This window comes from Streptomyces sp. (assembly GCF_036524955.1).
In the GTDB taxonomy this organism is placed as follows: domain Bacteria; phylum Actinomycetota; class Actinomycetes; order Streptomycetales; family Streptomycetaceae; genus Actinacidiphila.
This window is the reverse complement of sequence record NZ_DATDBG010000070.1, coordinates 1-24,826: the sequence shown is the minus strand read 5'-3', so window position 1 is coordinate 24,826 and position 24,826 is coordinate 1. Positions and strand designations below refer to the sequence as shown.

Here is a 24,826-nt window from a genome sequence, read left to right as displayed (position 1 = left end):
GTGTTTCATGGTGTTTCGGTGGTCATAGCGTTAGGGAAACGCCCGGTTACATTCCGAACCCGGAAGCTAAGCCTTTCAGCGCCGATGGTACTGCAGGGGGGACCCTGTGGGAGAGTAGGACACCGCCGAACAAATATTGATGAATGCCTCAACCCCCGAGACTTTGTCTCGGGGGTTGAGGCATTTTTGCTGCCCGTCACCCGGCGTTCACATCGTGCGGGGAACCTGGGCTGCACCGACACGCGGAGGTGTGGAGAGGTGCAGCAGATGACGGCGGCTGTGGGACGGCGGCACAGGATCGCTTCGGACACGACGGCCGCCGCACTGCGGGACGCCCTGGCCACGCTGGGAATAGGGACCGGAGACGAGGTCGTCGTGCCGTCCTTCGGGTCCGGTACGACCGCCGACGCCGTACGGCTGGCCGGTGCCGCACCGGTGTTCGCGGACATCGACCCGCGCACGTTCTGCCTCGACCCCGAATCGGTGGCCGCCAGCGTGACGGCGCGGACGGCTGCGATCCTGCCGGTGAACGTATTCGGGCACCCCGCTCCTGTGGCGCGGCTGAGCGCGCTGGCGGATCGGTACGCGCTGGCCCTCGTGGAGGAGGCCGGGTCGACCGAGGACGTGGGGGCCGTCGCCCGCCGGCGGGCGCACGCGCGGTTCCTGGACTCGGCGTTGACCGGGGTCCTCGTGCCGTACACCGCGCCGGGGGCGCACCACCTCTACCACCAGTACGTCGTACGCGTACCGGGGAACGGCCGGCCGGACCGGGACGCCTTCGCCGCGGCGCTGGCCAAGCGAGGCGTGCGGGCCACCGTGAGCGTGCCCGTCCCCGTGCACCGGATGCCCGCGCACCGGTCGGGGATCGTGCTGCCGCAGACCGAGCTGGTGGCCGCGGACGCGCTGTCGCTGCCGGTGCACTCCGGGCTGACCCAGCGGGAGTTGACGTATGTCGCCGACGCCTGCAACGCGCTCGGCGGGCTGATCAGAGGCTGACGCCCGCGGTGGCCGGTCGTGTCGGACGGAGGTTCGCCGCACTTCTGTTCATGGGCTAGGATCTTCCCGTCGACGTGCCCCAATAGCTCAGTCGGTAGAGCGTCTCCATGGTAAGGAGAAGGTCTACGGTTCGATTCCGTATTGGGGCTCCGATGAAAAGGGCCCCCGTCTGCCGGCGGGGGCCTTTTCCGTGTGCGGTCATGTGCCCTGTGCGCGAAGGCGGGAGTCCCTACAGCGTCGGCACCGAAGGCACCCGCATCGCCAGGATCGCCATGTCGTCCGAGGGCGCGTCGGACGCGAACCGTTCCACCGCGCGCTGGATGCGGGCCGCGACCGCGCCGGCCGTAAGGCCCGTACACGTGGCGAAAACTTCCGCCAGGCCGTCGTCGCCCAGCATGCGGGAGCCCTCGCGGCGTTCGGTCACGCCGTCCGTGACGCACAGCAGGACGTCGCCCGGGTCGAGGGTGACGGTCTGTTCGACCAGTTCCAGGTCGTCCAGGACGCCGAGCAGGGGCTGCGGGTCGGCGGCCGGCTCGACGGTGCCGTCGGGGTGCAGGCGCAGCGGCAGCGGGTGGCCGGCGCAGACCATGCGCAGCACCGCGCTGCCGTCCTGCTGCGGCCACAACTCGCCGTAGAGCAGGGTGAGGAAGCGGCTGCGGGCGCCCTCGTCGAGGATGGCGGCGTTGAGGCGTTCCAGCACGGCGGGGCCGCCGAAGCCCTCACGGGCGAGCAGGCGCAGGGCGTGGCGGGCCAGGCCGGTGACGGCGGCGGCCTCCGGGCCCGTACCGCAGACGTCGCCGATGGCGAAACCCCAGCAGCCGTCGCGGATCGGGAAGAGGTCGTAGAAGTCGCCGCCGACCTCGTTGCCCTCGCCGGCCGCGCGGTAGACGACCTCCACCTCGACGCCGGGGACACGCGGCAGTTCGGGGGGCAGCAGGCTGCGCTGGAGGGCCTGGCTGATGGCGGTGCGCTCGCTGTAGAGGCGGGCGTTGTCCAGGGCGAGGGCGGCCCGGCGGGACAGGTCCTCGGCGAGTTCCAGGATCTCCTGGCGGAAACGTTCGTCCGCGGGTTTGCCGAGGGTGAGCATGCCGATGACCCGGTTGCGGGCGACCAGCGGCAGCACGACCGTCTCACCACTGACCGCGGCGGCCGTCGCCAGGGCGATACCGGGACCGCTGCTGGGGCGGCCGCCGGCGACGGAGCCCACGCCGAGGCTGCGCAGCGAGGCGCGCAGCGCGCTGGAATGGGCAGCGTCCGAAGGGGCGGTCCAGGTGCGGGCGCCCGGCGTCGGGTCCGGTTCCGGGGGCCGGAGTTGGGAGAGCAGCGCCTTGATGCCGTCGATGCGGTCCTCGTCCTCGTGCAGCACGAAGGCGAGTTCGGGTTCAGCATGCTCGGCGATCAGGTAGACCGCGCACCAGGTTGCCAGGGTCGGCACGGTCATCTGGGCCATCAGCGCGAGCGTCTGGTCGCGTTCCAGGGTGCCGGCCAGCAGGTCCGAGGCCTCGACGAGAAAGGACAGGGAGCCGCGGCGGAGCCGTTCGAGCTCGGTCAGGCGGGCGCTCTCCACCGCGAGCGCGATCCGGTCGGCGGCGAACTGCAGCCGCAGCGCCTCCTGGTTCGAGTAGCGCCCGGGTGCCTCGGCGGCCACGCCGATGGAGCCGGTGAGGCGGCCCTCGACCTTGAGCGGCACGGTCACCACCGAGCGCATGCCGGTGCCGGAGAGCAGCGGTACGGCGCCGGGTACCGCGGTCAGGTCCTCGTGGACGGCGGGCATGCGGGCACTGCCGTACCGGCCGGTGCCGGCCTCGACCGGGACGCGGGCGAACCGCTGCCGGGCCGAAGGCAGTCCGGTGGAGGCCCGTACCTCGAGCTCGGTCTCGTCGTCGGTGGCCAGCAGCAGGTAGGCGGCGTCGCCGTCGAGCATGTCGCGGGCGCGCTCCACGGTGCGCTGGAGCAGGCCGTCGAGGTCGTCGGGTGCGGGGGAGCCGATGAAGACCTCGAAGGCGTCGGCGCTCTTGCCGCGCTGGGACAGGCCGGTGTCGGAGCTGGCCGGGCCGCGGGCCGGGGACTGGAGGACGGCGCGCTCCTCGGCGCGCACCAGCAGGCAGACCGTGGAGGGCTCGCCGGCACTGTCGCGGACCCGCAGGTGGGAGCCGTAGACCGGCAGCACGCGGCCGTCGGCGTCACGCAGGCCGTAGGTGCCCTCCCAGCGGGAGAGCTGGAGGGCCTCGGCGATGCCGATGCCGGTGCCGGGGGTCTGCGGCCAGGCGGTGAGGTCGGCGAGGGACTTGCCGAGGACGGCGGCGGCGGGGTGGCCGAAGAGGTCGGCGGCGTCGTCGTTCCAGCGCGTGACGGTGCCCTGGCGGTCCACCTGGACGACGGCGACCCTGACCCGCTCGTCGGCGACCGGAAGGTCGGCGTCGGGCAGCACCGGACCGGCCGAGCGGGTGCCCGCGGGCCGTTCCGGCAGGTCGAGCTGGAACCAGACGTGCTTGCCCGCCGCCGTGTACTCCACGCCCCACCGGCTGGCCAGCGCGGCGCACAGCAGCAGTCCGCGCCCGCCCTCGTTGTCGGTGTCCCGGAACTGCCGGCCGCGGCCCTGGAGCGGGATCTCGCGCTCGGGGTAGTGGTCGGCGACCTCGACGCGTACCGCCGTCTCGTACCGCAGGCACTGGACGTCGGCGGCGGTACCGGCGTGGATCACCGCGTTGGTGACCAACTCGCTGGTGAGTACCACCGCGTCGTCCACGACATCGGCGAAGCCCCAGCCGTGCAGGGTGTCCCGGACGAAGGCGCGGGCGACGGCTACCGACCGCCCGACCGGTTCGAAGGTGGCCGCCGCACGCGCCGTGATCACCGGTCTCCTCGTTGCTCGTTTCCGTACGGGTGCGCCGGCGGCGTCCGTCGTCGTACCGCCGCCGCGCTGTTGCGAACTCACCGGCGGCTCCCCAGAGGTGTACGCCCGTCGAGGGGCGGGCACCCCGACAACACAGTCAGGTTACTTACCTCTGCAGGCGGCGCGTGGGCCGGTTGCGGGTGTTTCCACCCCGAACATGCCTCGGGTCCTGTCCGATGCTGCCGAACTGTTATGGCCGGGCGGGGGCATGGTGAAACACTGGGCATGTTTGCTAGGGCAGCAATCTTGCACATCTGCGGGTCGGCACGACCCCCCAGGAGGGACACGGTGGAGTCTGGCGGATCGGCGCGCGGCACGGTCACGCGTACGAAGAACGGGCGATCCCGCGTCGGCGGGACCGTAGAGGTCGATTCGGCCGCGCTCCTGAAACTGGTGGGGGCGCTGGCCGCGATGAGGGACGGGAACTTCCGCAAACGGCTGACGGCGTCCGGAGACGGTGTGATGGCGGAGGTGGCCGCCGTCTTCAACGAGGTGGCCGACCGCAACCAGCACCTCACGGGGGAGCTGGCCAGGGTGCGGCGGGTGGTCGGCCGGGAGGGCAAGCTCACCGAGCGGTTGGAGACCGGGTCCTGCGAGGGCGCCTGGGCGGCGGCGATCGAGGCGTCGAACGCGCTGGTCGACGATCTGGTCCGCCCGGTGTCCGAGGTCGGCCGGGTGCTGTCCGCGGTGGCCGAGGGCGACCTGGAACAGCGGATGGACCTGCGGGCGCAGAACGCGGACGGCTCCGCGCACCCGCTGCGCGGCGAGTTCCTCAAGGTGGGCCGTACGGTCAACGGGCTCGTCGACCAGCTCTCCGCGTTCACCGACGAGGTGACCCGGGTGGCCAGCGAGGTCGGCACCGAGGGCAAGCTCGGCGGCCAGGCGAGGGTGCGCGGGATGGCCGGGTCCTGGAAGGACCTGACGGACTCGGTGAACACCATGGCGTACCGGCTGACCGCGCAGGTCAGGGATATCGCGCTGGTGACGCAGGCGGTGCTCAAGGGTGACCTGTCACGCAAGGTCACCGTGCATGTCGCCGGTGAGATGCTGGAGCTGAAGAACACCGTCAACGCGATGGTGGACCAGCTCTCCTCGTTCTCCTCCGAGGTGACCCGGGTCGCCCGGGAGGTCGGCACCGAGGGCGTACTCGGCGGCCAGGCGCAGGTGCCCGGCGTGGCCGGGGTGTGGAAGGACCTCACCGACTCGGTCAACCTGATGGCCGGGAACCTGACCGCGCAGGTACGGGACATCGCGCAGGTCACCACCGCGGTCGCCAACGGCGACCTGACGCAGAAGATCACCATCGGGGCGCGCGGCGAGGTCGCGCAGCTCGCCGAGACGATCAACGCGATGACCGAGACGCTGCGGACCTTCGCCGACGAGGTGACCCGGGTCGCGGGCGAGATCGGCGCGGAGGGCCAGCTCGGCGGGCAGGCGCAGGTGCCGGGTGCCGCGGGCACCTGGAAGGACCTGACCGACTCGGTCAACACCGCCTTCCGCAACCTGACCGCCCAGGTCCGCGACATCGCGCAGGTGACCACGGCTGTCGCGGGCGGCGATCTGTCGCAGAAGGTCACGGTGGACGTCTCCGGCGAGATGCTGGAGCTGAAGAACACCGTGAACACCATGGTCGACCAGCTCTCGGCGTTCGGTGCCGAGGTGACCCGGGTGGCCCGCGAGGTCGGCGTCGAGGGCATCCTCGGCGGGCAGGCGCAGGTGATGGGCGCGGCGGGCACCTGGAAGGACCTCACGGACTCCGTGAACACCGCCTTCCGCAACCTCACCGGCCAGGTCCGCAACATCGCGCAGGTGACCACGGCGGTCGCCAACGGCGATCTGTCGCAGAAGGTCACGGTGGACGTCTCCGGCGAGATGCTGGAACTGAAGAACACCGTGAACCGCATGGTGGACCAGCTCGGCTCGTTCTCCGCGCAGGTGACGCGGATGGCCACGGACGTGGGTACGGAGGGCCGGCTCGGCGGTCAGGCGCGGGTGGACGGCGTCAGCGGCACCTGGAAGGACCTGACCGACTCGGTCAACTTCATGGCCGGCAACCTGACCTCCCAGGTCCGGCAGATCGCGCAGGTCACCACGGCGGTCGCCCGCGGCGACCTGTCGCAGAAGATCGACGTGGACGCGCGCGGCGAGATCCTGGAGCTGAAGAACACCATCAACACGATGGTGGACCAGCTCTCGTCCTTCGCCGAGCAGGTGACCCGGGTGGCCCGCGAGGTGGGTACGGACGGCAGGCTCGGCGGCCAGGCGCAGGTTCCGGGTGTGGCAGGTGTGTGGCGTGATCTGACCGACTCGGTGAACTACATGGCCGGGAACCTGACCGGCCAGGTCCGTAACATCGCCCAGGTTGCCACGGCTGTGGCGCGCGGCGACCTGTCGCAGAAGATCGACGTGGACGCGCGCGGCGAGATCCTCGAACTGAAGAACACCCTGAACACGATGGTGGACCAGCTCTCGTCCTTCGCCGAGCAGGTCACCAGGGTGGCCCGCGAGGTGGGCACCGAGGGCATCCTCGGCGGGCAGGCCGAGGTCAAGGGCGTCAGCGGTACCTGGAAGGACCTCACCCAGTCCGTCAACTTCATGGCCAACAACCTGACCAGCCAGGTCCGCAACATCGCCGACGTCACCAGCGCGGTCGCCCAGGGCGATCTGTCGCGGAAGATCACCGTCGACGCCAAGGGCGAGATCCTGGCGCTGGTGACCACGGTGAACACCATGGTGGACACGCTGTCGGCCTTCGGTGACGAGGTGACCCGGGTGGCCCGCGAGGTGGGCACCGAGGGCCAGCTCGGCGGTCAGGCCCGGGTCCGGGACGCGTCGGGCATCTGGAAGGACCTCACCGACAACGTCAACCTGATGGCCAACAACCTGACCAGCCAGGTGCGGTCGATCTCCTCGGTGGCCGCGGCCGTCGCCAACGGTGACCTCACCAAGAAGATCGACGTGGATGCCAGGGGCGAGATCCTGGAGCTGAAGAACACCATCAACACGATGGTCGACACCCTGTCCGCGTTCGGTGACGAGGTCACCCGCGTCGCCCGCGAGGTCGGCACCGAGGGCATCCTCGGCGGCCAGGCCCGCGTGCCGGGCGTCTCGGGCACCTGGAAGGACCTCACCGAGTCGGTGAACGGCATGGCCTCCAACCTCACCGGCCAGGTGCGGCAGATCGCGCAGGTCACCACGGCGGTCGCCCGCGGCGACCTGTCCAAGAAGATCGACGTGGACGCGCGCGGCGAGATCCTGGAGCTCAAGACCACCATCAACACCATGGTCGGGCAGCTCTCCGCCTTCGGTGACGAGGTGACCCGGGTGGCCCGCGAGGTGGGCACGGAGGGCCGGCTCGGCGGTCAGGCCCGGGTGCCGGGCGTGTCCGGCATCTGGAAGGACCTCACCGAGTCCGTGAACCTGATGGCCAACAACCTGACCAGCCAGGTCCGCAACATCGCGCAGGTCGCCACCGCGGTGACCCGCGGCGACCTCAACCTGCGGATCGACGTGGACGCGGCCGGGGAGATCCTGGAGCTCCAGGACTACATCAACACGATGATCGTCCGGCTCCGCGAGACCACGCTCGCCAACAAGGAGCAGGACTGGCTCAAGGGCAACCTGGCCCGTATCTCCGGGCTGATGCAGGGCCGCCGGGACCTCAGTGACGTGGCCGCGCTGATCATGAGCGAGCTGACGCCGGTGGTCTCCGCGCAGCACGGCGCGTTCTTCCTGGCCGAGGAGACCGACGAGGCCGGAGAGGACTACGAGCTGCGGCTGATCGGCAGCTACGGCTTCTCCAGGCGGACCATGTCCACGGTGTTCCTGCCCGGGGAGGGACTGATCGGGCAGGCCGCGGTGGAGAAGCGGTCCATCCTGGTCGAGCACGCGCCGCCGGGCTATCTGAAGATCACCTCGGGGCTCGGGGAGGCACCGCCGTCGCATGTGATCGTGCTCCCGGTGCTCTTCGAGGGCCGGGTGCTGGGCGTGATCGAACTGGCCGCGTTCCAGCCGTTCACCCAGATCCAGAAGGACTTCCTGGCCCAGATCACCGACATCATCGCGATCAGCGTCAACACCATCTCGGTGAACACCAAGACCGAGGGCCTGCTCAAGCAGTCCCAGGAGCTGACCGACCAACTCCAGGACCGGTCGGCGGAGTTGGAGAGCCGGCAGCGGGCCCTTGAGCTGTCCAACGCCGAACTGGAGGACAAGGCCGAGTTGCTGGCCCGGCAGAACCGCGACATCGAGGTGAAGAACACCGAGATCGAGGAGGCCCGGCAGGTCCTGGAGGAGCGCGCCGAACAGCTCGCGGTCTCGATGCGCTACAAGTCCGAGTTCCTGGCCAACATGTCGCACGAGCTGCGCACCCCGCTCAACTCGCTGCTCATCCTGGCCAAGCTGCTCGCGGACAACGCCGACAGCAACCTGTCGCCGAAGCAGGTGGAGTTCGCCGAGACCATCCACGGCGCCGGCTCCGACCTGCTCCAGCTGATCAACGACATCCTGGACCTGTCCAAGGTCGAGGCCGGCAAGATGGACGTCTCGCCGACCCGGATCGCCCTGGTGCAGTTGGTGGACTACGTGGAGGCGACCTTCCGGCCGCTCACCGCGGAGAAGGGCCTGGACTTCTCGGTGCGGGTCTCGCCGGAGCTGCCGGTCACGCTGCACACCGACGAGCAGCGGCTGCTCCAGGTGCTGCGCAACCTGCTGTCGAACGCGGTGAAGTTCACCGACAGCGGCTCGGTGGAGCTGGTGATCCGGCCGGCCGGCAACGAGGTGCCGCAGTCGATCCGCGAGCAGTTGCTGGAGGCGGGCACGCTGCGGGAGATGGACCAGGCGCTGATCGCGTTCTCCGTGACAGATACGGGGATCGGTATCGCGGCCAGCAAGATGCGGGTGATCTTCGAGGCGTTCAAGCAGGCCGACGGGACGACCAGCCGCAAGTACGGCGGTACGGGCCTGGGCCTGTCGATCAGCCGCGAGATCGCCCGGCTGCTCGGCGGCGAGATCCACGCCGACAGCCAGCCGGGTCGCGGCTCGACGTTCACGCTGTACCTGCCGCTGAGTGTCGGGGAGGTGCCGCCGACGCTGCCGCAGTTCCCGGCCGGCGGGCACGGTGGTGAGAGCGAGCAGGCCATGCCGGGCCGTACCCGCAGCCCCGGCAGCAGCCTGGCCCGGCTGCGCCGCCGCTCGGCCCAGCCCACGCCGGCGCCCCCGGCGGCGAACGGCCAGGCCAACGGGACCGCGAACGGTCACGCCCATGGGCTCGGCCCGCACGGCACGGCCCCCGAAGCGTGGCTGGACGAGTCGCAGGCGGGGGCGTACGCCGGCTTCTCCGGCGGGTTCAGCGGCGAGAAGGTGCTGATCGTCGACGACGACATCCGTAACGTCTTCGCGCTCACCAGCGTCCTGGAGCAGCACGGGCTGACCGTGCTGTACGCGGAGAACGGCCGCGAGGGCATCGAGGTCCTGGAGCAGCACGACGACATCGCCGTGGTGCTGATGGACATCATGATGCCCGAGATGGACGGGTACGCCACGACGTCGGCGATCCGCAAGATGCCGCAGTTCGCCGGGCTGCCGATCATCGCGCTCACCGCGAAGGCGATGAAGGGCGACCGGGAGAAGAGCATCGAGTCGGGGGCGTCCGACTACGTGACCAAGCCGGTGGACACGGACCACCTGCTCACGCTCATGGAACAGTGGATGCATGCGCGCTGAACGATGCATGCCCGCTGAACACGGACGACCGTGTGCTGTGCACGGACGACCGCACACGGGGCGCGAAGGACCGCGTATTGGCTATGAATGAGCACGCAAGGGTCCTGAACGACCGCTTGATGGCCCATGATGTACGGGGACGAGCGCATGACGGCCGGGAAGGCGCGGTCGGCCCCCGGCCCGGAAGAGCCGAGCGCCGACCTCATGCGCCCGGAAAGGTGTGAGGGCGCCGGAATCAGGGAACTTTCTGGTCTCCGCCTGCGTTTCCGGTTCGTGTTGAGTGACCTGGCGGTGACAGGGTGTGGCGAACGGCGGGGTGCGGCTACCATGACCGGCACAAGGGCGGGCGGCATGACGGAGTCGTCCCAGGGGGCGGCGACCGGCACAGTGCCGGGGCGAGGAGGGCGGGCCATGGTGCAGAAGGCCAAGATCCTCCTGGTCGATGACCGGCCGGAGAATCTGCTGGCGCTGGAGGCGATCCTCTCGGCGCTCGATCAGACACTGGTGCGGGCATCGTCCGGGGAGGAAGCGCTCAAAGCGCTGCTCACCGACGACTTCGCGGTGATTCTGCTCGACGTGCAGATGCCCGGTATGGACGGTTTCGAGACCGCGGCGCACATCAAGCGCCGGGAGCGCACCCGGGACATCCCGATCATCTTCCTCACCGCGATCAACCACGGCCCCCACCACACCTTCCGCGGGTACGCGGCCGGCGCCGTCGACTACATCTCCAAGCCCTTCGACCCGTGGGTCCTGCGCGCCAAGGTCTCGGTCTTCGTGGACCTCTACATGAAGAACTGCCAGTTGCGCGAGCAGGCCGCGCTGCTGCGGCTCCAGTTGGAGCAGGGACTGCCGTCCCGCGGGTCCAACGGCAGCCGGGAGGCCGCGGGGCTGCTGGCCGAACTCTCCGCGCGGCTGGCCGCCGTCGAGGAGCAGGCCGAGGCGCTCAGCAAGCAGCTCGACGAGTCCGCGGACGCCGCGGCCGTCGCCACCGCCGCCCACCTGGAGCGCAAACTCACCGGACTACGGCGGGCGCTGGACGCGCTGGAGCCCGGCAGCAACGGCGGCGGCGTGGCCAGGCACCAGAAACCCGAGTGAGACCGGCGGATTGAGCCGGCCGTGCGGGGACGGTAACGGGCACGGTCAGGGCCGGCCGCGGCCTCCCGCTGCGGCTGACGCGCCGTCAGTCGGGCAATCCGCACGGGCCGACACGGACGGCCGTATCCACAGGCACACGCGTCCCCCGATCACGAGGGCGGTAACCTCGCACCATGGCCTCCCGTACGTCCGGCACCGCCAAGAAAGCCCCGGCGAAGCCTGCGGCCAAGAAGACCGCCGCGAAGAAACCCGCGGCCAAGGGCGCCGCCGGACCGCCTGCCAAGAAGGCCGCGGCGGCCAAACCCGCGCCCAAGGCCGCCCCTTCGCCGACCGGTGGCCTCTACCGGATGGTGCGGGCCCTGTGGCTCGGTGTCGCGCACGCCATCGGGGCGATCTTCCGCGGCATAGGACGCGGAGCCCGGGGTCTCGACCCTGCGCACCGCAAGGACGGCCTGGCCCTGCTGCTGCTCGGCCTGACCCTGGTGGTCGCCGCGGGCACCTGGTCCAATCTGCACGGCCCGGTCGGCGACCTGGTGGCGATGCTGGTCACCGGCGCCTTCGGCCGCCTCGACCTGCTGGTGCCCTTCCTGGTCGGCGCGGTGGCCGTCCGGCTGATGCGCCACCCCGAGCAGCTGGAGGCCAACGGCCGGATCGTGATCGGCCTGTCCGCGTTGATCATCGGCGCGCTCGGCCTGGTCCACCTGGCGTGCGGTGCGCCCAGCCGCGGCGAGGGTGCCCAGGCCATGCGCGACGCCGGCGGCCTGATCGGCTGGTCCGCCGCCGCGCCGCTCCTCGTCACCGTCGGCTCGGCCCTGGCCGTGCCGCTGCTGCTGCTCTTCACTGTCTTCGGGCTGCTGGTCGTCACCGCCACCCCGGTCAACGCCATCCCGCAGCGGCTGCGCCACGCCGGCGCGAAAATCGGGCTGTACGCGCCGCCGCCGGACCCCGACGCCGTACCGCTGGAGGACTTCCTCACCGAGGACGAGTCCTTCCCCGACGCCCGGACCGCAGACCAGTCGCCGGTGCGCAGGGTTCCGCGGCTCACCAAACCGGCCGCGGCCGCCGCGGACCGTGCACCGTACGACTTCGAGAGTGACCCGGACGCCGGCCGCCCGGACGCCGGGCCCGCCGCGGAGCCCAAGCCGCGCCGCAGACCCCGGCGGCGCGCCGAACCGCTGCCCGGCGGAACGGACGGGGACGGGCCCGACGCGGTGGACATCGCCGCCGCCGCTGCCGCCGCGCTGGACGGCGCGGTGCTGCACGGTGTCCAGCCGTCCCCGGTGGTCGCCGACCTGACCAGCCGGATCAAGAAGCCGGTGCCCGCCGCCCGCGCCGAGGAGACCGACACCGGCGAGACGTCGGTGCCCGACCTCACCAAGCACACGCCGGACGCCGGCGAGCCGCTGCCGCCGCGCGCCGAGCAGCTCCAGCTCTCCGGCGACATCACCTATGCCCTGCCCTCCCTCGACCTGCTGGAGCGCGGCGGGCCGGGCCGTACCCGCAGCGCCGCCAACGACGCAGTCGTCGCCTCGCTCACCCAGGTCTTCAAGGAGTTCAAGGTCGACGCGGTCGTCACCGGCTTCACCCGCGGCCCGACCGTCACCCGCTACGAGGTCGAGCTCGGTGCCGCGGTCAAGGTCGAGCGGATCACCGCGCTCGCGAAGAACATCGCCTACTCGGTCGCCAGCCCCGACATCCGGATCATCAGTCCGATCCCGGGCAAGTCTGCGGTCGGCATCGAGATCCCCAACAGCGACCGCGAGATGGTCAACCTGGGCGATGTCCTGCGCTCCGCCGAGGCCGCCGGCGAGGACCACCCCATGACGGTCGCGCTCGGCAAGGACGTCGAGGGCGGCTACGTGATGGCCAACCTCGCCAAGATGCCGCACGTTCTGGTGGCGGGCGCCACCGGCTCCGGCAAGTCCTCCTGCATCAACTGCCTGATCACCTCGGTGATGGCCCGCGCCACCCCGGACGAGGTGCGCATGGTGCTGGTCGACCCCAAGCGCGTCGAACTGACCGCGTACGAGGGCATCCCGCACCTCATCACCCCGATCATCACCAACCCCAAGCGCGCCGCCGAAGCCCTCCAGTGGGTGGTACGCGAGATGGACCTGCGCTACGACGACCTGGCCGCGTTCGGGTTCCGGCACATCGACGACTTCAACGCCGCGGTGCGCTCGGGGCGGGCCAGGACCCCCGAGGGCAGTGAGCGCGAGCTGACGCCGTATCCGTATCTGCTGGTCATCGTGGACGAGCTGGCCGACCTGATGATGGTCGCGCCGCGCGACGTGGAGGACTCGATCGTCCGTATCACGCAGCTCGCCCGCGCCGCCGGCATCCATCTGGTGCTGGCCACCCAGCGCCCCAGCGTCGACGTCGTCACCGGTCTGATCAAGGCCAATGTTCCGTCCCGGCTCGCCTTCGCCACCTCCTCGCTCGCCGACAGCCGGGTCATCCTCGACCAGCCGGGCGCCGAGAAGCTGATCGGAAAAGGTGACGGACTGTTCCTGCCGATGGGCGCGAACAAGCCGATCCGCATGCAGGGCGCCTTCGTCACCGAGGACGAGGTCGCCAGGGTCGTCGAGCACTGCAAGGCGCAGCTCACGCCCACCTACCGCAGCGACGTCACGGTCGGCAGCGGCCCCAGGAAGGAGATCGACGAGGAGATCGGCGACGACCTGGACCTGCTGTGCCAGGCGGCCGAACTGGTGGTCTCCACCCAGTTCGGCTCCACCTCGATGCTCCAGCGCAAGCTGCGGGTGGGCTTCGCCAAGGCGGGCCGGCTGATGGACCTGATGGAGTCGCGCGGCATCGTGGGCCCGAGCGAGGGTTCCAAGGCCCGGGACGTGCTGGTGAAGGCGGACGAGCTGGACGGGGTCCTCGCGGTGATCCGGGGCGGGGAGCAGGCGTAGCCGGGGTGTGGCGAGAAGGCGTGCCGCGTCCGTCCGCGACGTGTGAACTCGCGTGACTCGGGGCACGTTCCGGGGCAACCGTTTCTCTCGTTCGTACGTCAAGTTGATACGGGTGGAAGGCGGCTGAGCCTGGCTGCCGCCGTACGCGTCCGTCGGCATCCTGATGGCGGACAAAACCGGCCGTCCGCTTGCCCCGCCGTTTCGCACCCCCCCTAGACTGAACTTCCAGCAGGTGGCTGCACCCTCGAAAGGCGCCCTTGTGTCCATCGGCAACTCGCCCCCCGAAGACCGGCCTTCGATCGGTCGCGCCCTCGCTCAGGCCCGCCTCGCCGCGGGCCTCACCGTCGACGAGGTCAGTAGCAGCACCCGGGTGCGCGTCCCCATCGTGCAGTCGATCGAACACGACGACTTCTCCCGATGCGGTGGCGATGTCTACGCGCGCGGCCACATCCGCGCCATCGCCCGCGCCGTGGGACTCGACCCCGAGCCGCTGGTCGAGCAGTTCGTGGCCGAGCACGGCACGGCGGTCACACCCACGCCGGTGGCGCCGATGTACGAGGCGGAGCGGATCCGGCCGGAACCGCGACGGCCCAACTGGACCGCCGCCATGGTCGCGGCGATCGTCGCGGTGATCGGCTTTGTCGGGTTCACCGTCCTCAGCGGCGGAGACAGCGACAAGTCCACCGCCAAGGGCAGTCCCACGCCGACCGCCACGACCTCCTCGCCCACCCCGACGCCGCAGGGCAACGGCCTCCCCAAGCCGCCGCAGCCGTCCGACAGCGCCATCGCCGCGGTCCCGCCCGGCAAGGTCACCGTGAAGGTCAGCGCCGAGGGCGGCACGAGCTGGATCCAGGCCACCGACGGCAACGGAAAGCAGCTCTTCCAGGACTCCCTGCGCAAGGGCCAGTCCCTGACCTGGTCCGACGACAAGAAGATCAAGCTGGTCGTGGGCAACGCGGGCGCCGTCAGGCTCTTCGTCAACGGCAAGGACCTGGGCGCGGCCGGCACGGACGGCCAGGTCGTCCGGCTGACCTACACGCCGGGAGACCCGGCACAGGGCTGAGCCGGTCTCCGCCGTCCTCCCTCGTTGCCCGCTGCCCTCGCCTGCCCCTGTCTCCCGCCTTTCGCCGCGGAGAGCCTGAGCAGACCCGGCATCGCCCGGTGGCCGGACGGCCCCCGGGCGCAACGCTCGGCGAGGGCGGCGAAAGGGCAACCGGTAGGCTTGGCTCATGCCAGAACCCCGTACCGTCGCCCTTGTCACGCTCGGCTGCGCCCGCAATGAGGTGGACTCAGAGGAACTCGCCGGCCGGCTGGCGGCGGACGGCTGGCGGCTCGTGGACGATGCCGCCGATGCCGATGTGGCGGTGGTGAACACCTGCGGCTTCGTGGACGCCGCCAAGAAGGACTCGGTGGACGCCCTCCTGGAGGCCAACGACCTCAAGAGCCAGGGCCGAACGCAGGCCGTGGTGGCGGTCGGCTGCATGGCCGAACGGTACGGGAAGGAACTCGCCGAAGCCCTCCCGGAAGCCGACGGAGTCCTCGGCTTCGACGACTACGCGGACATCTCCGACCGCCTGCGGACCATCCTGGCCGGCGGCGTCCACGCCTCCCACACCCCGCGTGACCGGCGCAAGCTGCTCCCGATCAGCCCGGCTGAGCGGCAGGGGGCGGAGGTGGCGCTACCGGGGCACGCGCAGGCGGGCGGTGCGCGGGAAGGCGGTGCGGCCGGCGTTTCGCCGACGGGTCCGGCGCAGGACGGCTTCGCGGACCTCCCGGAGGGCATCGCCCCCGCGTCCGGGCCGCGGGCCCCGCTGCGGCGCCGGCTGGACTCCGGCCCGGTGGCCTCGGTGAAGCTCGCCTCCGGCTGCGACCGCCGCTGCACGTTCTGCGCGATCCCGTCCTTCCGCGGTTCGTTCATCTCCCGCCGCCCCTCCGACGTACTCGGCGAGACCCGCTGGCTGGCCGAGCAGGGCGTCAAGGAGGTGATGCTGGTCAGCGAGAACAACACCTCCTACGGCAAGGACCTCGGCGACATCCGCCTGCTGGAGACGCTGCTGCCCGAGCTCGCGGCGGTGGACGGCATCGAGCGGGTGCGGGTCAGCTACCTCCAGCCCGCCGAGATGCGCCCCGGCCTGATCGACGTGCTGACCTCGACGCCGGGCGTGGTCCCGTACTTCGACCTGTCCTTCCAGCACTCCGCGCCGGGCGTGCTGCGCGCGATGCGCCGCTTCGGCGACACCGACCGCTTCCTGGACCTGCTGGACGCGATCCGCGCGAAGGCGCCCGAGGCGGGCGTGCGGTCCAACTTCATCGTCGGCTTCCCCGGTGAGAGCGAGGGCGACCTTGAGGAGCTGGAGCGGTTCCTCGGCGCGGCCCGGCTGGACGCGATCGGCGTGTTCGGCTACTCCGACGAGGAGGGCACGGAGGCGGCCACGTACGACGGCAAGCTCGACGAGGACGTGGTGGCCGCACGGCTCGCCCGGGTCTCGCGGCTCGCGGAGGAGCTGACCGCGCAGCGTGCCGGGGAGCGCCTGGGCGCGACCGTACGGGTCCTGGTCGAGTCGGTGGACGAGGAGACCGGCGAGGTCACCGGGCGGGCCGACCACCAGGCGCCGGAGACCGACGGCCAGGTCGTCCTGGAGCCGGCCGGCGACGGGTGGCAGCCGCGTCCGGGGACGTTCGTCACGGCGAAGGTCACCGGGACGGAGGGGGTGGACCTGATCGCGGAGCCGCTGGGGATCGGCGGTGCGGACGATGCGGTTCCGGGCGGGTACGACGGCGCGGTTCCCAGCGGGGCGGGGGCGGAGGTGGTGGGCAGATGAGCGAAGCCCCCGCCACACCGCCGACCGACCGCCTGGGCGAAGTGGCGGCCCCCAAGGCCCGGCTGCTGAACGTCGCGAATCTGCTGACGATGGTCCGCCTGGCGCTGGTTCCCGGATTCGTGCTGCTGCTCGCGCACGGCGACGGCCACGACCCCGCCTGGCGGTCCTTCGCGTGGGCGGCCTTCGCCATCGCCATGATCACCGATCTCTTCGACGGCGAACTGGCCCGCCGCTACGGTCTCGTCACCGACTTCGGCAAGATCGCCGACCCGATCGCGGACAAGGCGATCATGGGTGCGGCGCTGATCGGGCTGTCGGCGCTGGGCGATCTGCCGTGGTGGGTGACGGCCGTCATCCTGGCCCGGGAGCTGGGCATCACGCTGCTGCGGTTCTGGGTGATCCGGCACGGAGTGATCCCGGCCAGCCGTGGCGGCAAGCTGAAGACGCTCACGCAGGGCGTGGCGGTGGGGATGTACATCCTGGTGCTCACCGGGCCGCTGGCGACGTCGCGGGCCTGGTTCATGGGACTCGCGGTCATCCTGACGGTGGTGACCGGCTTCGACTACGTACGGCAGGCGGTGGTGCTGCGGCGCACCGGACTGGCGGCGGAGGCGGACGGCCGGGAGCCCGGTGGTGTCCCCGGCGACCAGGACGGTGCTGCGCAGGCGGTGGCCGGGGCGGGCGCGGGAGCCGGGGAGCCCGCCGCGGACCGGCAGCAGGGCGCATGACGGCCGCCGCCGACGTTCTGAAGCTGCTGGGCGAGCGCGGCGGTACGCTGGCCGTCGCCGAATCCCTCACCGGCGGGCTGGTGGCCGCGGAGCTCGCCTCGGTGCCCGGCGCCTCCCGTACCTTCCGCGGCTCGGTGACCGCGTACGCGACGGCCCTGAAACATGAGCTTCTCGGGGTGGACGCCGCCCTGCTGGCCGAGCGCGGCGCGGTGGACGGCCGGGTGGCGCGCGAGATGGCCGAGGGCGTACGGGCCCGCCTCGGCGCGGACTGGGGCGCGTCGACCACCGGCGTCGCCGGGCCCGATCCGCAGGACGGGCAGCCGGTCGGCACGGTGTTCGTGGCCGTCGCGGGCCCGGACGGGGCTGTGGTCGCGCCGCTGCGGCTGACCGGTGACCGCAACGAGATCCGCCGCGCTTCGGTGGCGGCTGTACTGGATCTGCTCGCGGAGCGACTGCGCAGGAGTACGGTTGCGGGTCCGGGAACACCTCCGGACAACGGTCTTGACAGGAGTCCGGAGGTGAAGGATAGGGAAGAACACGGGGGGAAGGGATGTTTGCAGCCCTGAGTGAACACGTCTTCGCTCCCGACACGGCCGGTGCCCGAGGCGGTACGGTGGGGCGAGAAGGATGCGGTTTCGCGGTCCGAGGAGGGAGCCACCGATGATCCTGCTCCGTCGCCTGCTTGGTGACGTGCTGCGTCGGCAGCGCCAGCGCCAGGGCCGCACCCTGCGTGAGGTCTCCTCGTCCGCCCGGGTCTCGCTCGGGTATCTCTCGGAGGTCGAACGGGGGCAGAAGGAGGCTTCCTCCGAGCTGCTGTCGGCGATCTGCGAAGCGCTGGACGTCCCGATGTCCGAGGTGATGCGCGAGGTCAGCGACGATCTGTCGCTCGCCGAGCTCGCACAGTCGGCAGCGACCGAGACCACTGCCGCGCCGATGCGGCCCCTGCTGGGCGCGGTCACGTCTGTCACATCCGTCACGTCCGTGGCGTCCGCACCGGACGAGCGGATCACCATCAAGGCGCCCAAGAAGTCGGCCGAGGCCGTCGACGTCGTCGCGGCCTGACCGGTCGCAGCGCCCCCAGTCGTCCTGCGCGGCGGCCCGGACCGGGAACCCTCCCGGGTGCGGGCCGCCGCGACGTTTTTCTCCGGCTGGGCCTGCCAGGTGTAGGGCGCCCGGGCCGGGTAGGCGAAGGAGGTCAACGGGGGCCAAACAGACCTTCAAGGCGTCGAGCCGGTAGGAGACAAGCGATGAGTGTCGTGAAGAGCCCACTGCCCGAGCAGGCCAGCAAGACCGTCGGTGACGCGCTGCAGGGCGCGCTGGTCGACCTGATCGACCTGTCGCTGCTCGGCAAGCAGGTGCACTGGAACGTCGTCGGACCTCGTTTCCGCTCCATCCACCTCCAGTTGGACGAGGTGGTGAAATGCGCCCGACTCGCCTCCGACACGGTCGCCGAGCGCGCATCCGCGCTGTCGGTGCCCCCGGACGGGCGGGCCGAAACCGTTGCCAGGACCAGCGTCGTCGGCACGGTGACCGACGGCTGGGTCAAGGACTCCGAGGTCGTCGAGATCATGGTCGCAGCCTTGGACAAGGTCATCGGGCGGATGCGGGCACGCATCGCAGCCACCGACGAACCCGACCCGGTCACCCAGGATCTGCTGATCGGCATCACGGGGGATCTGGAGAAGCATCACTGGATGTTCGAGGCCGAGAACGCGTAGCAGGTCAGCGACGTGCATGCCGTCTGACCTGCGCGTTCTTGTGTCGCTGTTGTCGGTGGTGTCGGTCGTGTCGGACCGCGTGACGCACGTGTGACGCACGCGTGACGCATATAGAACGCACGGGAAGGGCCCCCGGGAGCACTCCGGGGGCCTCTTTCGGGTGATCACGCAAAGTGACGCCTATGCGCGGCGAGGGCCGCCGGTGTCAGGCATCACGCATATCTGCGCGGCGCCGGTACTCCTGCATCACCCGCCGGAGTACCGTTTCCGCCTCCTCGCCGTGTACGGCGGCCCGCTCGTACTCCGCGTAGGTCGCCGCGTACACGGAGACGTCCGCCGGTGCTGTGAGCTTCACGTGGCTCGTGTGCAGCTCGATCTGCACCCGCTCGTCGTCGTACAGGGTGAACCCGTGCTGCGGGAAGTTCGGCATCGGCCGGTCCTGCGGCAGGATGCCCAGGCGCACAGTCGGCAGGGTGGCCAATTCCCGGAGCCGGTCGACCTGGGCGAGCATCACCCGGGCCGGGCACACCCAGTACAGCAGCGCGCTCTCGGTGATTACGTACCGGAATTCTCGGCCAGGCTCGTGCAGGATTGACTGCCGCTCGATGCGGCCATGTGCCGCCTGCGCGAGATCGGTGCTGGTGACGTAGTAGACGTGGCTGAGGGCCTGTGCGGCGTACTCCGCCGTCTGGAGGAGCCCTGGCACCAGACTGGGCTGGAATGCCCGCACGAGGCGCGTGCGGCGCTCGAGAGCACCTATCTGGTTCTGCAGCGCCCCGAACCCTTTACGGGCGTACCGCCGCAGGTGCTCGGCCTCGGTATGGAGTACGCCGAGCAGGTCGTGCAGTTCCTCGGCCGCCGTCTCTATTCCCATAACGGCGATGATCCGGTCGAGCACATCGACCGACGGGCGGATTTTGCCGGTCTCTATCCGGCTCAGCGTCGATTGATTGATATCCGCCCGGGCTGCGATAGAACGCGCAGACACGCCGGCCTGTTCACGTATCTGACGCAGCCGCAGACCGAGGGCGCTGAGCCGGGCCTGCTGATAGGTGTCGGGCGGATCAACCATGTCAGGCGAGCGCCCTCATCATGACGCTGGCGAGGGCCTGTCCAAGCAGCTGCTTGGGCAGCGTCACGAGCGTTTCCCCAGCGGCCGGATTGGTCCGAGCAAGGATTTCTGGATCAGTCACGGCCCTGCCTTGAGTGAGTACCTGGTCGCCGTCCATCCAGATCCCCGGGCATCCGCCGTCCTCGCAGCCGGCTAACTGAAGCAGCATGTGGTCCTCCGTGTGATGCGTGATGGCTGGTGATGCGTGCATCAGAGTGCGCGCGTACGCATCATGCATCACGCAACGTCAGGCTATGGGAACCGAGGGGCAATGGTGCCCGCCTTTTACCCCCACTCTCGGGCGGATAGTCCCACATCTGGTACTGACGCAAGATCGGTCCAGCCCACAGCGTGGGCAGGTGCCGCCCATCCGCCGGCCCGACTGGGTACTCAACCGCCGACGCCAGATCGGCCACCACATCGCCACCCTGCGCATCGGCCGCGGTATGACTGTGGACGGCCTCGCCGAGGCCAGCGGCCTCGACCGCAAGACGGTGATGCGAGCCGAGCACGCCACCAGGAGCGTCGGCCTGGACGTCTTGCTCCAGCTCGCCCACGGCCTCGACGTCCCCATCGACCAGCTCGTCTACACGCCCCGGCCGCCGCAGTAGCTAGCTGCGGCAGCCAGGGCCACCCCACCACCACCGGTAGCGGCGGGATGGGGGCCGCCGGCGGCCCGGCTATCCGGAGACGAGGCGTTCGTGCCAGTCGCTCCACGGGTCGTGCAGCTCGGGGGAGTGGCCGCCGGGGTGCCGGGCGTACTCGGTGCAGGGCTGGCCGTCGGCGCCGGGACAGTCAGGAAGGACGACCACCGACTCGGGGGCGCTGCCGTCCGCCCAGTACGTCCACACCGAGCCGGTGTCCGGGCCATCCAGGTCCATGACCAGCTCCCAGTGAGGGCCCGCCTCGTGCGACTCCAGGGTGCACCGCAGGTGCCGCTCGACATCCCTCTCGGTCGCCCGGTCGGCCCGAGTCTCCAGGCGTAGGGCAAGCGGGACCAGCGCCTCCGGCAGGTACGCCCGCGCGCCGCACACCGGCGGCCGGCCGTCTGCCGCGCCGGTCATGATGCCTGGCCCGGCAGACGGGGGCCGTCGTCCACCATGGACGTCCGCCAGAAGCTCGTGCCGATCCCGCGGTATCCCGTGTGCGTAAGGTTGCGCCCGGAGTGGCCGAGCGCCCAGTCCTGGACGTCGTCCGACGTCTCGCTGGCCGGGGACCGCACACCGCAGGTCGTGCACTCCATCTCGTAGAGCGGATCGGTCGGCGCGCCCTCGGCGGTGTCCGGGCCGATCGTCCAGGTGGCGAACCGCAATACAGCACGAATCACCGCGACTCCCCGAGAACGGCTCCGTCGCGTGGCCCGAGCACGGCGTCAACCGCGGCCCGCAGAGTCTCACCCAGGTCGACCGCAGGAGTCAGGCAGCGGCGCGGGGTCGGCGGGATGCGCCAGTGCGGGCCCGCAGTGCGCTGCGGGCCGGGCACAGCCAGGTGCGCGGCGGTGCCGTGGATCTGCACGCCGGAGAACGCGGGGAACGCCCAGTCGGAAGCCGCCCCGGGCTCCACCAGCCAGTACAGGAGGGCGCCGCTGGTGTCCTCTATCACCGCCCCGGAGGCGTCGCCGAGCGCGGTGAGGACGCTCTCGCCAATGTGTCGCGGTACGCGTACGGCGTCCCACCAGTGGCCGGCGGCGCGCATGGCCACGATGCGCCCTGCAGGGAGCCACTCAAGTGATGTCGGTGTCCTGGTCACTTACGCATGATCTTGTGACGGTGCGTGTCGTCTCGATACCCGAGCGGTAATCTCACGGTGGGATGGATTGCGATCCCGCGATGAACCGACAGGAGCAGACATGACCCTGGGGGCCGCCGCCATCGAGCTGCCCGAGTGGGCGTGGCAGCGCGCCGAGGTCCGCGAGGCCCTGCGCACCCGCGACATGGGGGCGGTCCTCCGCTACGTCCAGCAGTACGGCGGCGTCAGTCAGGCCCGGATCGCCGCGGCGGTGGACATGACGCAGGGGCGCGTGAACGAGGTCATCAACGGCCGCCGCGAAGTGTCCCGGCTGGACGTGTACGAGCGGATCGCGGACGGCCTGGCCATGCCCGACGACGCCCGGCACCTGCTCGGCCTGGCTCCCAGCCGGGACGCGCGCCGAGGCGGCGCAGCGTTCGATCTCGCTGCGTTTCCCGAGGTCGTCCGGGTCTATGCCTCGCAGGCGTCCGCGGCCGAGGAGATCCAGCGGCAGGCTGCGGAGGCGGCCGAGATTGACGTCCTGGCCGTCCGCGGTCTCGGTCTGATCGCGCTGAACGATGCGCTGCTGCGCGGGTCCCTGACCGGCCCGCAGGGCCCCCGGGTTCGCGTGCTGCTGTTGCACCCGGACGCGCCCGCCCTGGGCGCCCGCGCGGCGGAGATTGGGGAGTCCGCCGAGTCCCTGGCCGGCGGCGTACGGCTGGCCGAGGCGAGGCTGCGGGAGATCGCCCCGGGCCGGCGGCTGGAGGTGCACCGCTACCGTGCCCTCCCGACATGGCGGATCATCCGGTGCGACAGCACCATGTACGTCAGCGCGTTCGACGCCGGCTGGGAGGGACACGAGTCCGCCGTGTACAAGATCATGGCGACACCGCACGGCCCGCTGTACCGCGGGTTCCGCCGCATGTTCGACGCACTCATCACGGACGGCGAGCGCAGCATCTGAGGGAGAGGCATTTTGATCGAGGCAGAGCTGAAGGCACGAGTACGGCACCCCGAGCGCGTCCACGCCGAGCTGGAGAAGCGGGCCGTGGGCCGGGCCGAAGTCTACCGGGACACGTACTACGACACCCCGGACACGGCCATCAGCGGCAGCGACCGCGAACTGCGGGTCCGGACCATCCACGGCCCGGACAGCACCCGCTCGATCCTGACCTACAAGGGCGCCCGAGTTGACGAAGCGTCCGGCTCGAAACCGGAGCACGAGACCGCCGTGGCGGACCCGGCGGCCCTCCATGCCATGCTGCGCGGACTCGGCTACGTGCCCTTCATCGCCTTCGAGAAGCGCTGCCGGAACTACGACCTGGAGGCGCGCGGCCGGCGGATGCTCGCGACGCTGGTGCGGGTACCGGAGATCGACGGCCACTTCATCGAGCTGGAGACGCAGGCCGAGCCCGGCGACCTGCAGGCCGCCCTCGCCGACATCCGCGCTGTCCTGGGTGAACTGGGCATCGAGGACACTGACCTGACGACCGAGCAGTACACGGATGCCGTAGCGGCCAGCCGAGCATGACGAAAGCGCCCCGCTCTCCGGGAAGAGAGCGGGACAAGCGCGCGCGTGAAGCAGCGGATGCGCGGCTACCTGGCCATGCTTTCGCAGGGGCGAGGTGTGGTCACGGTCCCGTCACAACGGATACCTGTGCGGCCACCACCCGCCAAACTCTCCGAACAGTCACCGTGCCCAGGGGGGAACATGCACCACCGCGCAACCACCGCCGCCGCCGCGCTCAGCCTCGCCGCCTTACTCACCGCCTGCTCATCCAGCGACAGCGACGACAAGGCCGGCGACGCACCAGCCAGCACTACGGCGGCATCCGGCGTAGTCACCACCGAGCCCGCGCCAAGCGCCACGCCGACCCGGGACGCGCCTCTGCGCATCGGCCAGAAGTACACCTGGAAGGACACCGCCACTGACGACAGCGGCCAGAGCTACGCCGTGGCCGGGAACACCACTGTCCTCGGCTACCAGCAGCCCGTCGCTACCAGCGGCCCCACCCCACAGGATGCCTTCGGTGACTCCTCTGCGGGCTACGTCTGGGCCGCTGTCGACGTCAAGGTCTGCGACACCACAGGCAAGATCATCGTCACCAACACGCCTTGGGCCCTCAGCTACGCAGACGACTCCCTGATCGAACCGTCTAGCTACGGCTACGACAGCTTCCCCAGGCCGGCCTTCCCGATGGGCGACACCGACCTCACCCCGGGCCGCTGCCTCCGCGGGAAGATCGTCTTCCCGGTGCCTGGCAACCAGAGGCCGCTCGCCGTCGTTTACTCCCCGGGCAGCATCGGTCCCGTCCTCTGGGCTGTCCGCGCATCCTGAGCGAAAACGAGTGCGCACCCCCGGCCGCCGCCGAGCATGACGAAACGCCCCTGCCCGGCACGTGGCCGGACAGGGGGCGCGGTCATTCATGCGGGCGCCGGTCGAGTACGGCCGGCGGGCCTGATGACGTCGGAGACGGTGACGGTGTGGGCGAGGGGGTCGGCGATGGTGCGCCGTCGCGCCGGCAGACGAGCGCATCCGGATCGTCTCGCGCGGGCTGGAGGCTGTACCCCTCCGGGCAGTTCGGTCCGGGCGGACCAGTCGGGCCCGTCTCGCCCTGCGGGCCTTGGGCGCCGTCCTTCCCCGGTGCCCCCGGTGCGCCGTCCTTGCCGTCCACGCCATCGCGTCCCGGTGCACCATCCTGCCCGTCCAGGCCGGCCGCACCGGCCACCCCCGGTGATCCGGACGGGCCCGGTGTTCCGGGCGCTCCGGATGGTCCGGGCTGGCCATCCCGTCCGGGGACACCGGGCGGCCCGGAGGGCCCGGGGATCGGCACCGGTACCTCCGTGCGCGCGGGCAGGTCCGGTACGGCGGCCGCAGGGTCCGGCGCCACCGGTGTCCCGCCGCGGGCCTGGACCTGGGCGCGCAGGGCGCGTACGTCGCCGGCCAGTGTGCTGACCGCACTGCCGCGCAGGTCGGCCTCGGCCGCGAACTGGTCGCCTCGCCGGGCCTCGGCAGCGACGCGACGGTCCGCCGCATCCATGCGCAGCCAGACCAGCACTACCCCGCCCGCCAGGACCAGGAGCACCGCG

20 protein-coding genes, 1 tRNA gene and 1 rRNA gene are annotated in these 24,826 nt (G+C 70.9%); 16 read left to right on the top strand and 6 right to left on the bottom strand.

From position 1 onward, the window contains the following. Positions 1–14: 14 nt before the first annotated feature. The 3 genes from rrf (at position 15) to VIW71_RS05960 (ending at position 1,145) form a co-directional block, all read left to right on the top strand. Positions 15–131: ribosomal RNA gene (gene rrf / locus VIW71_RS05970) — 5S ribosomal RNA — on the top strand. 136 nt (positions 132–267) lie between these two features. After that, positions 268–996 (top strand): DegT/DnrJ/EryC1/StrS family aminotransferase, encoded by a 729-nt coding sequence (locus VIW71_RS05965; RefSeq protein WP_331620920.1) that lies wholly within the window; start codon positions 268–270, stop codon positions 994–996. Positions 997–1,072: 76 nt separating this feature from the next. Continuing rightward, positions 1,073–1,145, top strand: a tRNA-Thr gene (locus VIW71_RS05960). A gap of 80 nt (positions 1,146–1,225) precedes the next feature. On the opposite strand, the gene VIW71_RS05955 is transcribed toward VIW71_RS05960, so the two are convergent. After that, entirely contained in the window at positions 1,226–3,853 is a 2,628-nt protein-coding gene (locus VIW71_RS05955) for a SpoIIE family protein phosphatase (RefSeq protein ID WP_331620919.1), read from the bottom strand. Positions 3,854–4,180: 327 nt separating this feature from the next. Between VIW71_RS05955 and VIW71_RS05950 the strand changes: the two genes are divergently transcribed. From VIW71_RS05950 to VIW71_RS05910, 9 genes are all read left to right on the top strand, one after another. Beyond that, a complete protein-coding gene (locus VIW71_RS05950; protein ID WP_331620917.1) occupies positions 4,181–9,616 on the top strand; it encodes a HAMP domain-containing protein in 5,436 nt (1,811 codons plus the stop codon). Between the two features lie 411 nt (positions 9,617–10,027). Continuing rightward, the gene (locus VIW71_RS05945) at positions 10,028–10,714 is read left to right on the top strand and encodes a response regulator (RefSeq protein WP_331620916.1); all 687 of its coding nucleotides are present in this window, start codon (positions 10,028–10,030) and stop codon (positions 10,712–10,714) included. A gap of 173 nt (positions 10,715–10,887) precedes the next feature. Continuing rightward, positions 10,888–13,629 (top strand): DNA translocase FtsK, encoded by a 2,742-nt coding sequence (locus tag VIW71_RS05940; protein ID WP_331620915.1) that lies wholly within the window; start codon positions 10,888–10,890, stop codon positions 13,627–13,629. A gap of 259 nt (positions 13,630–13,888) precedes the next feature. After that, entirely contained in the window at positions 13,889–14,692 is an 804-nt protein-coding gene (locus VIW71_RS05935) for a helix-turn-helix domain-containing protein (protein ID WP_331620922.1), read from the top strand. Between the two features lie 166 nt (positions 14,693–14,858). After that, a complete protein-coding gene (rimO, locus tag VIW71_RS05930) occupies positions 14,859–16,451 on the top strand; it encodes a 30S ribosomal protein S12 methylthiotransferase RimO (protein WP_331620914.1) in 1,593 nt (530 codons plus the stop codon). Continuing rightward, positions 16,448–17,179 carry a CDP-diacylglycerol--glycerol-3-phosphate 3-phosphatidyltransferase gene (pgsA, locus tag VIW71_RS05925; RefSeq protein ID WP_331620912.1) on the top strand — a complete coding sequence of 244 codons (732 nt, stop codon included), beginning with the start codon at positions 16,448–16,450 and terminating at the stop codon, positions 17,177–17,179. The genes rimO and pgsA overlap by 4 nt, the downstream gene beginning before the upstream one ends. Continuing rightward, on the top strand, positions 17,176–17,745 hold the full coding sequence (locus tag VIW71_RS05920) for a CinA family protein (protein ID WP_331620911.1): 570 nt from the start codon (positions 17,176–17,178) through the stop codon (positions 17,743–17,745). The genes pgsA and VIW71_RS05920 overlap by 4 nt, the downstream gene beginning before the upstream one ends. Before the next feature lie 94 nt (positions 17,746–17,839). Continuing rightward, positions 17,840–18,241: a helix-turn-helix domain-containing protein gene (locus VIW71_RS05915; protein ID WP_331620910.1), complete on the top strand. Its 402-nt coding sequence runs from the start codon at positions 17,840–17,842 to the stop codon at positions 18,239–18,241. A 185-nt stretch (positions 18,242–18,426) separates the two neighbouring features. Continuing rightward, positions 18,427–18,897: a Dps family protein gene (locus VIW71_RS05910; RefSeq protein WP_331620909.1), complete on the top strand. Its 471-nt coding sequence runs from the start codon at positions 18,427–18,429 to the stop codon at positions 18,895–18,897. Between the two features lie 205 nt (positions 18,898–19,102). Here the strand turns inward: VIW71_RS05910 and VIW71_RS05905 are convergent, their stop codons facing one another. After that, complete coding sequence (locus VIW71_RS05905; RefSeq protein ID WP_331620908.1) at positions 19,103–19,969, bottom strand: helix-turn-helix domain-containing protein; 867 nt, start codon at positions 19,967–19,969, stop codon at positions 19,103–19,105. Position 19,970: 1 nt separating this feature from the next. Beyond that, positions 19,971–20,177: a hypothetical protein gene (locus VIW71_RS05900; RefSeq protein ID WP_331620907.1), complete on the bottom strand. Its 207-nt coding sequence runs from the start codon at positions 20,175–20,177 to the stop codon at positions 19,971–19,973. A 190-nt stretch (positions 20,178–20,367) separates the two neighbouring features. Between VIW71_RS05900 and VIW71_RS05895 the strand changes: the two genes are divergently transcribed. Next, complete coding sequence (locus tag VIW71_RS05895; protein WP_331620905.1) at positions 20,368–20,619, top strand: helix-turn-helix domain-containing protein; 252 nt, start codon at positions 20,368–20,370, stop codon at positions 20,617–20,619. Between the two features lie 69 nt (positions 20,620–20,688). Here the strand turns inward: VIW71_RS05895 and VIW71_RS05890 are convergent, their stop codons facing one another. The 3 genes from VIW71_RS05890 to VIW71_RS05880 are packed head-to-tail and all read right to left on the bottom strand — an operon-like array spanning position 20,689 to position 21,703. Next, a complete protein-coding gene (locus tag VIW71_RS05890; RefSeq protein ID WP_331620904.1) occupies positions 20,689–21,072 on the bottom strand; it encodes a hypothetical protein in 384 nt (127 codons plus the stop codon). Continuing rightward, positions 21,069–21,335, bottom strand: coding sequence for a hypothetical protein (locus VIW71_RS05885; protein ID WP_331620903.1), 267 nt, complete (start codon positions 21,333–21,335; stop codon positions 21,069–21,071). Before VIW71_RS05885 ends, VIW71_RS05890 begins: the two co-directional genes overlap by 4 nt. After that, on the bottom strand, positions 21,332–21,703 hold the full coding sequence (locus VIW71_RS05880; protein ID WP_331620921.1) for a hypothetical protein: 372 nt from the start codon (positions 21,701–21,703) through the stop codon (positions 21,332–21,334). The genes VIW71_RS05885 and VIW71_RS05880 overlap by 4 nt, the downstream gene beginning before the upstream one ends. Before the next feature lie 154 nt (positions 21,704–21,857). Here VIW71_RS05880 and VIW71_RS05875 point away from each other — a divergent pair, with 154 nt between their 5' ends. The 3 genes from VIW71_RS05875 (at position 21,858) to VIW71_RS05865 (ending at position 24,074) form a co-directional block, all read left to right on the top strand. Next, positions 21,858–22,700: a helix-turn-helix domain-containing protein gene (locus VIW71_RS05875; RefSeq protein WP_331620902.1), complete on the top strand. Its 843-nt coding sequence runs from the start codon at positions 21,858–21,860 to the stop codon at positions 22,698–22,700. Between the two features lie 12 nt (positions 22,701–22,712). Next, positions 22,713–23,267, top strand: coding sequence for a class IV adenylate cyclase (locus VIW71_RS05870; RefSeq protein WP_331620901.1), 555 nt, complete (start codon positions 22,713–22,715; stop codon positions 23,265–23,267). 180 nt (positions 23,268–23,447) lie between these two features. Further along, the gene (locus tag VIW71_RS05865; RefSeq protein WP_331620900.1) at positions 23,448–24,074 is read left to right on the top strand and encodes a hypothetical protein; all 627 of its coding nucleotides are present in this window, start codon (positions 23,448–23,450) and stop codon (positions 24,072–24,074) included. Positions 24,075–24,826 lie beyond the last annotated feature (752 nt).